At 48.9% G+C, this 9,572-nt stretch carries 7 protein-coding genes and 2 pseudogenes; 6 read left to right on the top strand and 3 right to left on the bottom strand.

The window, feature by feature from the left end; genetic code table 11:
• The coding region (locus B1A75_RS16970) for a transposase (protein ID WP_139761757.1) at positions 1-705 on the bottom strand (705 nt) is incomplete at its 3' end.
• Between the two features lie 178 nt (positions 706-883).
• Here B1A75_RS16970 and B1A75_RS16965 point away from each other — a divergent pair.
• The 6 genes and pseudogenes from B1A75_RS16965 to B1A75_RS16935 all read left to right on the top strand — a co-directional run bounded on the left by B1A75_RS16965 (position 884) and on the right by B1A75_RS16935 (position 8,341).
• Positions 884-2,044: a helix-turn-helix domain-containing protein gene (locus B1A75_RS16965; protein WP_074044401.1), complete on the top strand. Its 1,161-nt coding sequence runs from the start codon at positions 884-886 to the stop codon at positions 2,042-2,044.
• Positions 2,045-2,324: 280 nt separating this feature from the next.
• Complete coding sequence (locus tag B1A75_RS16955) at positions 2,325-3,380, top strand: RNA-guided endonuclease TnpB family protein (RefSeq protein ID WP_079936569.1); 1,056 nt, start codon at positions 2,325-2,327, stop codon at positions 3,378-3,380.
• 212 nt (positions 3,381-3,592) lie between these two features.
• Positions 3,593-4,888 (top strand): EF-P 5-aminopentanol modification-associated protein YfmF, encoded by a 1,296-nt coding sequence (yfmF, locus tag B1A75_RS16950; RefSeq protein ID WP_074043403.1) that lies wholly within the window; start codon positions 3,593-3,595, stop codon positions 4,886-4,888.
• Entirely contained in the window at positions 4,869-6,158 is a 1,290-nt protein-coding gene (yfmH, locus tag B1A75_RS16945; protein WP_074043402.1) for an EF-P 5-aminopentanol modification-associated protein YfmH, read from the top strand. The genes yfmF and yfmH overlap by 20 nt, the downstream gene beginning before the upstream one ends.
• Positions 6,159-6,354: 196 nt before the next feature.
• Positions 6,355-7,411: pseudogene (locus B1A75_RS16940) on the top strand (RNA-guided endonuclease TnpB family protein).
• A 321-nt stretch (positions 7,412-7,732) separates the two neighbouring features.
• Entirely contained in the window at positions 7,733-8,341 is a 609-nt protein-coding gene (locus B1A75_RS16935) for a molybdenum cofactor guanylyltransferase (protein WP_074043027.1), read from the top strand.
• Positions 8,342-8,587: 246 nt separating this feature from the next.
• On the opposite strand, the pseudogene B1A75_RS16930 reads toward B1A75_RS16935, so the two are convergent.
• Positions 8,588-8,851, bottom strand: a pseudogene (locus B1A75_RS16930) (transcriptional regulator); the annotation flags it as partial.
• Positions 8,852-8,860: 9 nt separating this feature from the next.
• Positions 8,861-9,463 (bottom strand): response regulator transcription factor, encoded by a 603-nt coding sequence (locus B1A75_RS16925; protein WP_074043026.1) that lies wholly within the window; start codon positions 9,461-9,463, stop codon positions 8,861-8,863.
• Positions 9,464-9,572: the final 109 nt, after the last annotated feature.

Below are 9,572 nucleotides of genomic sequence, written 5' to 3'. Positions count from 1 at the left end.
ATGGTACTTATCTATGACGATCGACGATGGAAACAGGGCACGAACCGCCTTATGATAAGGTTCCCACATGTCAAGAATCACCGTTTGGACCCTTTCTTTCGACAGGACATTTTGGCTCAACAAGTGGATGGCGGAGTCACATTGGCGATCGGCATGCATTCCCATGACCGATCCAGCTTTGGCATCCATCAATACGGTTTCATACTGATGTCCCTTTTTTACCGCGATTTCATCTAAGCTAAGCACCATCTCTTCTTGAGAAGATGCTTCTATCGCTGTTTGACGCTCTTTTGCTTTTTTCGATGCGATGGAGTAATAGATGCGTTCCAATGTCGTATATGGGATGCGGTGCTTTCGGCTAACCTCTTGAATGGTGGAGCCTTCACAAAGTTCATACAAGTACTCACAAAATCGATTGGTGTAGTGTTGATTGGGTKGAATCGATTCCAAAGAGGCGGAAAACACTTGGGAACAATTCCAGCACCGATAGCGCTTTACCTTTACGAACAAGTACACCGGTTGATGGAAAATCGCCAAATCCCGTACTTTTCTTGTCCGTCTGTCGTGGACAGAGGAAGTGGCAAACCCACAATGAGGGCAACGTTCCTGTGTCTCTGTTTTCTCTACATGAATCGCATAACCATAGGAAAGAAGTTCTTGTTTAATCACTTTAAATTCTGGCAATCCTAGTGGTATAGAAAGCACTTACGAGACCTCCTTAATGTTGATTTCACCGCTAACATTATTGCCAGGATCTCGTCAGTGCTTTCTCTTTTTTGTCACTAAATCACAAAATTTGGTGATGAACCATAAAAATTAACATTAATATCGGTTTATGACTCTATTTTGTGTTAAAAATAATTAACATAAAGGGGGTGCGATGATGGAGATTAAACAAACGATCGCGAAAAATCTAAATCGGGTAAAAAAAGAGTTGGGATTGAATAATCAGGATTTAGCCGAAATGATGGGCGTGACGAGACAAACAGTTGCCAAATATTTAAAAGGGGAGCAAATTCCTGACAGTGCAAAATTATTTCTTCTGTCACGACGCTTGAATATCCCGATGAAGGATTTTATCGTTTCTTCAGATGATCAGCATGAACAAATTTCTTCTTTCATGTTTCGTGCGGATAACCCTAAAGAAAACTTCCGTCTGATTGATCAAAATCAAGTGAATCGGATCATGAATGATTATTATGAGCTGCTTGTCTCTTTTGGAGAGGCTAGTGTCGCTTATTTGCCCCCGACGTATAAATTAAAGCTTGTTGATAATGAGTTAACGGAGGAACATAAGACAATCATTCGACAAGCAGCGGAACAAACGAGGAAAATGTTTGGCCTTGATCATGTGATCCCAAGTGATATTTATGCGGTTTTAGAGCACCATGGTATACATGTCATCGCGTTGAAAACGATTGATAAAAAAGTTGATGGTTTATCGGCTTACTCCCAAGAAAAAGGGGCTTTTATTTTCCTTAATGATCACGACGAAATATCTGAGGAACGAAAACGGTTCAGTGCCATTCATGAACTTGGCCATCTTATTTTTCATCGTGAGGAGTATCGAAGTGATCTTGGTTCTCTTACTTACAGCAGTGCAAGAAAGGAAATCAACGAAAAAGTCGCCACGTTGTTTGCGAGCTACTTTCTCATTCCCCGTGAACAGTTGCGGGAATATGCCTATTATTTTAAACGATATGTTACCACTGAAACGATTGTTGAGCTCAAGCGCCAATTTTTTGTCAGCGCTGAAGCCCTAATGAGAGCTTTATTGGACGAACAATACATTTCCCAAAAGACGTACGGCTTTTTGCGAAAAACGTTGTGGGAGCAAGGGTATAAAGATCAAGAACCCGCTCCAATCGATTATATTCCAAAAAACCGCAAATTGACCTATTTTGTGAAACAGGCGTATTTCGAGGGGAGCATTACGATTAATAAGGTATGCGAAATCCTTGGATGCGATTTGCGGACCGCTAGAGAAATGATCAAGGGATGGTATAAGGAGCATGGATGTTCAGAAAATACGGGGGCTTTATAAAAAGAGGGCGGTGGTGGACAACAATGTGTTAAACGATTTTTATGAGTTGGGCAGGATGGATTTACTGACGAGAGTGTTTGGCCGAGTGTGTGTTCCCGAGAGTATTTTGCTGAATGAGACTCCTGGCGATATCCGGACGGCTTTGCAACAAATCGATTACAGACATACGAGCGAGAAAGCCCACTCCTTTAGTTAGGGGTGGGATGAAAGCGAGCCGTTTTCTTATATGGAATGATTCTAACAAAACGGTATCCTGTAATCGCCGCAAGGAGGTGAATCCATGCCGACGATCACACTAAGGCTGGAACTGCACAAGCCAACGAAAGTCAAACAAGAAATGTATGAACGGATGACAGAAGTGAATACMGCSTTTGCGAATTGGCTGTTGAATCATCCCGAGCTGAATCAAGCGACGAGTAAACTATTTAAAGMGTTTTCGTCGCAACGGTTTCCTTCTGCCATCGTGAATCAGACGATTCGAGATGTCAAGTCTCAAAGGAAACATCAGAAGGTAAAAAGGTTTAAAACATTATGGTGTTGCTTCAACAATCAAAATTGGAACGTCGAACGAAAGGGAGAGTTCTACACGGTTTCATTCCCAACATTAGAGAAGCGAGTCGGCGTGCCTGTGGTCACGCGTCCCTATCAAGAAGCATGGCTGAATCGGTTGCTGGACGGAACCGCCAAACAAGGGGCAGCCAAGCTCTACAAAAAGAGAAAGAAATGGTACTTGGCTGTTGCGATCACATTTGAAGTCCAACAACGGGAAGAAACCAAGGTAATGGGCGTTGATTTGGGACTTCGTTATATCGCCGTTGCCAGCGTAGGAACGAAATCGTTGTTTTTCAAAGGGAACCGATGCGCCTTCATTCGCCGACGATATGCGGCTCTGCGGCGAAAGTTAGGCAAAGCCAAGAAGCTCCATATGATTCGCAAAATCGGCCGTAAAGAGTCCCGCTGGATGAAGGATATGAACCATAAAATCAGCCGTCAAATCGTCCACTTTGCCCTCGCCAACGGTGTTGGCGTGATTCGGATGGAAGATTTGACGGGGATTCGGAAACGAGCCGCTTCTGCAAAAGAAGCAGGACGAAGCCTCCATTCCTGGTCGTTTCATCAATTGCAAACGATGATTGCCTATAAAGCTGAAATGGCAGGCATTCGGGTGGAGTGGGTGAATCCGACCTACACAAGTCAAACATGCCGATGCGGGCATCGGGAGAAAGCGAATCGAAACGGCATCCACTTCCAATGCAAAAAATGCGGATATATGATTCATGCCGATCTGAATGGCGCCATCAACATCGCCAAAGCGATTTCGGGTTTGAGCGCCTAACCTAGCGCACTGGTCACAGGTGCGCCGCCCATTGGGGTACATCTTAACCCGATGGGACGGGGTGATGACACACCCCCCGAACTTGGGCGTTGTCCGAACCAGAAATGGATGAGGGCGCAAACGACCCAAGAATCCCGCGCCTTTAGGCGTGCGGAGTGTCAAAATAAAGGTAGTGCATGTTTGCAAAGAGAAAAAGTAAGGAGGGAGTTGGATTGGTCGACGAAAAAGTCACAGCGGTCGGACCGGTTCGCGTCCATACGATTTCGACCGATAAGTACAAAACGAACACGATCGTTTGGAAAATGAAAGCCCCTCTTGCTAAAGAGACGGTCACGCTGCGCGCGCTTTTGCCATACGTCTTGCAAAGCGGCACGGCCGACTATCCGAGCGTTAAGGCGCTGCGCACCTATTTGGATGAACTGTATGGGGCGACGCTGAACGTCGATTTAACGAAAAAAGGCGAACATCATATCATGACGATTCGCATCGATGTCGCCAATGAACGATTTTTGCCGGAGCAAACGCCGTTGCTTTCGAAAGCGCTTCAGTTGCTGGCCGATCTTCTTTTCCGCCCGGCTCTTGATGGCGGGCGGTTTGTCACCGACATTGTCGAGCAGGAAAAGCGGGCGCTCCGTCAACGCATTCAGGCGGTGTATGATGACAAAATGCGCTATGCGAACATGCGCCTTGTAGAAGAAATGTGCAAAGGCGAACCGTACGCCCTCTCGCCAAACGGCGAGCTTGAAGACGTGGACGGCATCACGGCGGAAGGGCTGTATCGCTATTATGAACGAGCGCTGGCCGAGGATGAGCTGGATCTATATGTCATTGGCGACGTGGCTGAAGAGGCGGTGCTCACAGCGGTGAAGCAGCGTTTCTCTTTGCCGGACCGTCCAAAGCGGGAGCGCGCATCGTCGGTTTCTGTCAAGCCGCAAGGGGAAGTTCGCGAAGTCATCGAGCGGCAAGACGTGAAGCAAGGAAAGCTCAACATCGGCTATCGGACGAATGTGACGTACGAGGATGACGATTATTACGCCTTGCAGCTGTTTAACGGCATTTTCGGCGGCTTTTCCCATTCGAAGCTGTTCATCAACGTCCGCGAGAAGGCAAGCCTTGCCTATTATGCCGCCTCAAGGCTTGAGAGCCATAAAGGGCTGCTCATGGTCATGTCCGGCATTGAACCGGCCAACTATGAGAAGGCGCGCCGCATCATCGATGAGCAAATGCAGGCGATGAAAAACGGCGATTTCACTGACGAAGAAATGGCGCAGACGAAAGCGGTCATCCGCAACCAGCTGCTTGAGACGCTCGATACGCCGCGCGGGCTTGTGGAGGTGTTGTACCATAACGTCGTCTCAACGCGAAAGCGCCCGATCGATGAATGGATTGCCGGCACCGATCAAGTGACGCGCGAGGATGTGGTGCGCGTCGCTGACAAGGTGGAGCTTGATACGGTGTACTTTTTGACCGGAATGGAGGCGACGGAAGATGGAAAAACGGGTGTATGAGACGCTGCACGAAGAGCTGTTTTATGAAAAAATGGACAACGGCCTTGACGTGTACATTTTGCCGAAAAAAGGATTCAACAAAACGTATGCGACATTCACCACGAACTACGGTTCGGTCGACAACCAGTTCGTCCCGCTCGGTAAAACGGAGATGAAGCGCGTTCCGGACGGCATCGCCCATTTTTTGGAGCATAAGCTGTTTGAAAAAGAAGACGGCGACGTGTTTCAGCAGTTCAGCAAACAAGGCGCCTCGGCGAACGCCTTTACGACGTTCACCCGCACTGCCTATTTGTTCTCAAGCACCGACAACGTCGAGAAAAACTTGGAAACGTTGATCGATTTTGTGCAAAGCCCGTACTTTTCCGACAAGACAGTGGAAAAAGAAAAAGGGATCATCGGCCAGGAAATCCGGATGTACGACGACAACCCGGACTGGCGCGTCTATTTCGGCGCCATCGAAAGCATGTATCACAACCATCCGGTCAAAATCGACATCGCCGGCACAGTTGAATCGATCGCCCAAATTACGAAAGAGCTGCTGTATGAGTGCTACGAAACGTTTTACCACCCGAGCAACATGCTTTTGTTTGTCGTCGGCCCGGTCGATGAACAAAAAATCATGCAGCAAATCCGCGACAACCAGGCGAAAAAGTCGTTCCCGCAAGCCCCAGAAGTGAAGCGGTTTGCGTATGAAGAACCGAGCGCAGTAGCGGAAAAGAAAAAAGTGATTCCGATGCATGTGCAGACGAACAAATGCTTTGTCGGCATCAAAGCGCCGTCCGTTCCTGAAGCCGGCGAACAAAAACTTCGGCATGAGCTTGCCTTCCACGTCGCATTGGACTATTTGTTTGGAAAAAGCTCGCCGCATTATGAACGGCTGTACCGCGAAGGGCTGATCGATGATACGTTCATGTACGACTATACGGAAGAGCGCGGATTCGGTTTTGCTCTGGTCGGCGGCGACACGAGGGACGCTGAACGGCTCGCCTCGGAAATTCAAACGGTGTTGCTGTCGTTTGCTGCGGAGACTATAAAAAAGGAAGAGTTTGAACGGGTGAAAAAGAAAAAAATCGGCGCCTTTTTGCGCGCGCTCAACTCGCCGGAATACATCGCCAACCAGTTTACGCGCTACGCGTTTTACGGATCCAACTTGTTTGACATTTTGCCGGCGCTTTCATCGCTTACCATGGACGACATCGCGGCGGTTGCCTCTTCTTGCTTCCGCGATTCGCAAATCGCTGTTTGCGAAGTCGTTCCAAAAGGGCAATAAGGGGGCTGACCCAAAAGGGTGATTTTCTTTAACAAAACACAACATATTGTTTCTTAATGATTGTTTTATACCTATATATGGTAATAAGAAGGTGTCCCGATCCTTTTGGGACACCCTCATGAAAGCGAGCCGTTTTCTTATATTGAATGATTCTGAAAAAAATGGTATCCTGTCATCGCCACAAGGAGGTGAATCCATGCCGACGATCACGCTAAGGCTGGAACTGCACAAACCAACGAAAGTCAAACAAGACATGTACGAACGGATGACAGAAGTGAATACCGCGTTTGCGAATTGGCTGTTGAATCATCCCGAGCTGAATCAAGCGACGAGCAAACGATTTAAAGAATTTTCATCGCAGCGGTTTCCTTCTGCCGTCGTGAATCAGACGATTCGAGAAGTGAAGTCCCAAAAGAAAAACCAGAAAACAAAGAAGTTTCGAACATTATGGTGTTGCTTCAACAATCAAAACGCAAAGGTGGAAAAGAAAGGAGAGTTCTACACCGTTTCATTCCCCACACTGGAGAAGCGAATTGGCGTACCGGTGGTCACGCGCCCCTATCAAGAAGCATGGCTGAATCGATTGTTGGACGGAACCGCCAAACAAGGGGCAGCCAAGCTCTACAAAAAGAGAAAGAAATGGTACTTGGCTGTTGCGATCACAGTTGAAGTCCAACAACGGGAAGAAACGAAGGCAATGGGCGTTGAACTAGGACTTCGCTATATTGCCGTTGCCAGCGTTGGAACGAAATCGCTGTTTTTTTAAGGGCAGCCAATGCGCTTTCATTCGCCGACGATATGCGGCTTTGCGTCGAAAGTTGGGCAAAGCCAAGAAGCTTCATATGATTCGCAAAATCGGCCGTAAAGAGTCCCGCTGGATGAAGGATATGAACCATAAAATCAGCCGTCAAATCGTCCGTTTTGCCCTCGCCAACGGTGTTGGCGTGATTCGGATGGAAGATTTGACAGGGATTCGGAAACGGGCAACATCGGCCAAAGAAGCAGGACGAAGCCTTCATTCTTGGGCGTTCCATCAATTGCAAACGATGATTGCCTATAAAGCGGAAATGGTGGGCATTCGGGTGGAGTGGGTGAAGCCGACCTATACAAGCCAAAAATGCCGATGCGGGCATCGAGAGAAAGCGAACCGAAACGGCATCCGCTTCCGATGCCAAAAGTGCGGATACACTCTCCACGCTGACTTGAATGGCGCCATTAACATCGCCAAAGCGATTTCGGGCTTGAGCGCCTAATCTAGCGCACTGGTCACAGGTGCGCCGCCCATTGGGGTACATCCTAACCCGATGGGACGGGGTGATGACACACCCCCGAACTTGGGCGTTGTCCGAACCAGAAATGGATGAGGGCGCAAACGACCCAAGAATCCCACGCCCTTTAGGCGTGTGGAGTGTCAAATGGGAATACCTTGAGGAAGGGCCGGACGTATGGCAGGTGGCGATTAGAAAAAAATAACTAGGCGTCCATCGGGATTTCCGTCGGCAGGCGGAAATCTTTTTTTTCGTCGGCTCGTATGGTACGGTAAGAACAGACGAGGTTCGGAAAGGGGAATCACGATGAAACGAACCATTGCCGGAGTGGTGCTGGCCGGCGGCCAGTCGCGCCGGTTCGGGCGGCCGAAGGCGTTTGCGCTGCACCAAGGCGCCCCGTTTTTCACTTGGTCCGTCGCGGCGCTCGATCCGATCGCCGATGAACTGTACATCGTCAGCCACCCGTCGCTTATCGATGAATTCCGCCGGCAAACGGACATCCCGGTGCTGCTGGATGTGGAACGCTACCGCGGCTGTGGGCCGCTTGCCGGCATTTACACCGTCATGGAACAGAGCCGAGCCGACTGGGTGTTCGTCCTGCCGTGCGACATGCCGTACATGCGGCGGGAAGTGGCGGAGCGGCTTCGTTCCTATATCGATCCGACGTTTGACGCCATCGTCCCGCTCCATGGCGGCCGTCCCGAACCGTTGGTTGCTTTATACCACCGGCGACTTAGCCACCTGATCGCCGAGCTGCTTGACGCCGGCGAACGGCGGATGGCGGCGCTCCTTGACCGCGCACGCGTTCGCTATGTTGATGCCAAGCAGCTTGCCGGGGATGAAGACGTATGGCGCAATGTCAATACTGAGGAAGAGTATCGGTACGGGCGGGAATTTTGGCCAAAGCAGACGTAGCATACATCTTTTGCTAATCGGAAGAGCCGTCCTTGACCACGAAATGGTTCTTTTTCCCGGCTCTTCACCACAAAATGTACTTGATACAGAAAGACGCTCATGATACGCAAGTTAAAAATGATTTCGCCTGTACAATAACGTTTCTATGTCAATGAAAGGTCAAGTGCACCTTTTGGTGATGACCTTGAATTTTATGAAACGGCAACAGTGCGAAAAAAAGAACCGCATGGCCTCGGCTCTTTTGCGTCATTGGACTGGGGGTTGATTTTGGTCCATTTCCTTCGCCAAGTCCGCTACTTCGGCGACGGTCAGCCCCGTTCGTTTCGCGACTTCGTGAATAGGCAGAACGTCAAGCAAGTTTTTTGCGATTTCGATGGCTTTTTGTTTTTCGGCTTGTTTGACCGCTTTCTCTTTTTCCTGTTCTAGATCTTCTACGAGCAAACGAAAGACTTTATTCATTTTCATCCACTCCTTTACTTTTTGGACGTATGGCGGGTCAATAAACTTGTCCAAACGTGGTTACTCAAGCAATCCGAGCCTAAACGCTTTTCCGACTGCTCCCGCCCGCGATTTGACGTGAAGTTTTCGCAAAATGGAAGACACGTGGTGTTCCACGGTTCGTTTACTGATGTTCAGTTGTTCGCCGATTTCGCGATTTGTTTTGTCTCTAGCAATGAGATCGAGAACGTCCAACTCCATGTCGGTCAGAGGCGAGCCATCATGGAAAGTAAGATCAGTCGGGAATGATTTCACCCCGCGATAGCTTTCCCGAATGGCGTGAATCAGTGTTTCGGCAGAATCGCATTTGGATACAAAAGCATAGGCGCCTGCCTCATGGACGGCATGTACATATTCTGCGCTGGCATCCCCCGATAACATGACCACTTTGCTTGCAGGGAATCGTGATGAGATGTTCTTTGTCCAAATGAGGTTGTTCTGCCTTTGGCTCGGAGCATCGATGACAATGATATCAGGCTGGAAGTGAGCGATCTCCTTCTCTAGTTCGGCTGGAGAGAAGACGGCTCCCACTACTTCCAAGTCGGGCTCGCGTTCCAAAAGCTGACGGATGCCATCCATGACAAGGCCATGATCCCCTATGATCAAAATGTTGATTTTCACCATTGTCTCTCCCCCTCCCCCCGTAAAACGCAGCGAGTAGCGACGCATTTGGTTGGAACACACGTTGCGGTGAAACATGGAGTTTTACAGGGGATGAGTGATGTGCTGTTTT

It is taken from the genome of Geobacillus sp. LEMMY01 (assembly GCF_002042905.1).
Lineage (GTDB): Bacteria > Bacillota > Bacilli > Bacillales > Anoxybacillaceae > Geobacillus > Geobacillus proteiniphilus.
This window is presented reverse-complemented; position numbering and strand designations above follow the sequence as displayed.

Excerpts from the sequence above, each read along its gene's own strand:
- yfmH (WP_074043402.1), top strand. The coding sequence starts at position 4,869 with ATGGAAAAACGGGTGTATGAGACGCTGCACGAAGAGCTGTTTTATGAA.
- B1A75_RS16965 (WP_074044401.1), top strand. The coding sequence starts at position 884 with ATGGAGATTAAACAAACGATCGCGAAAAATCTAAATCGGGTAAAAAAA.
- B1A75_RS16925 (WP_074043026.1), bottom strand. The coding sequence starts at position 9,463 with ATGGTGAAAATCAACATTTTGATCATAGGGGATCATGGCCTTGTCATG.
- B1A75_RS16935 (WP_074043027.1), top strand. The coding sequence starts at position 7,733 with ATGAAACGAACCATTGCCGGAGTGGTGCTGGCCGGCGGCCAGTCGCGC.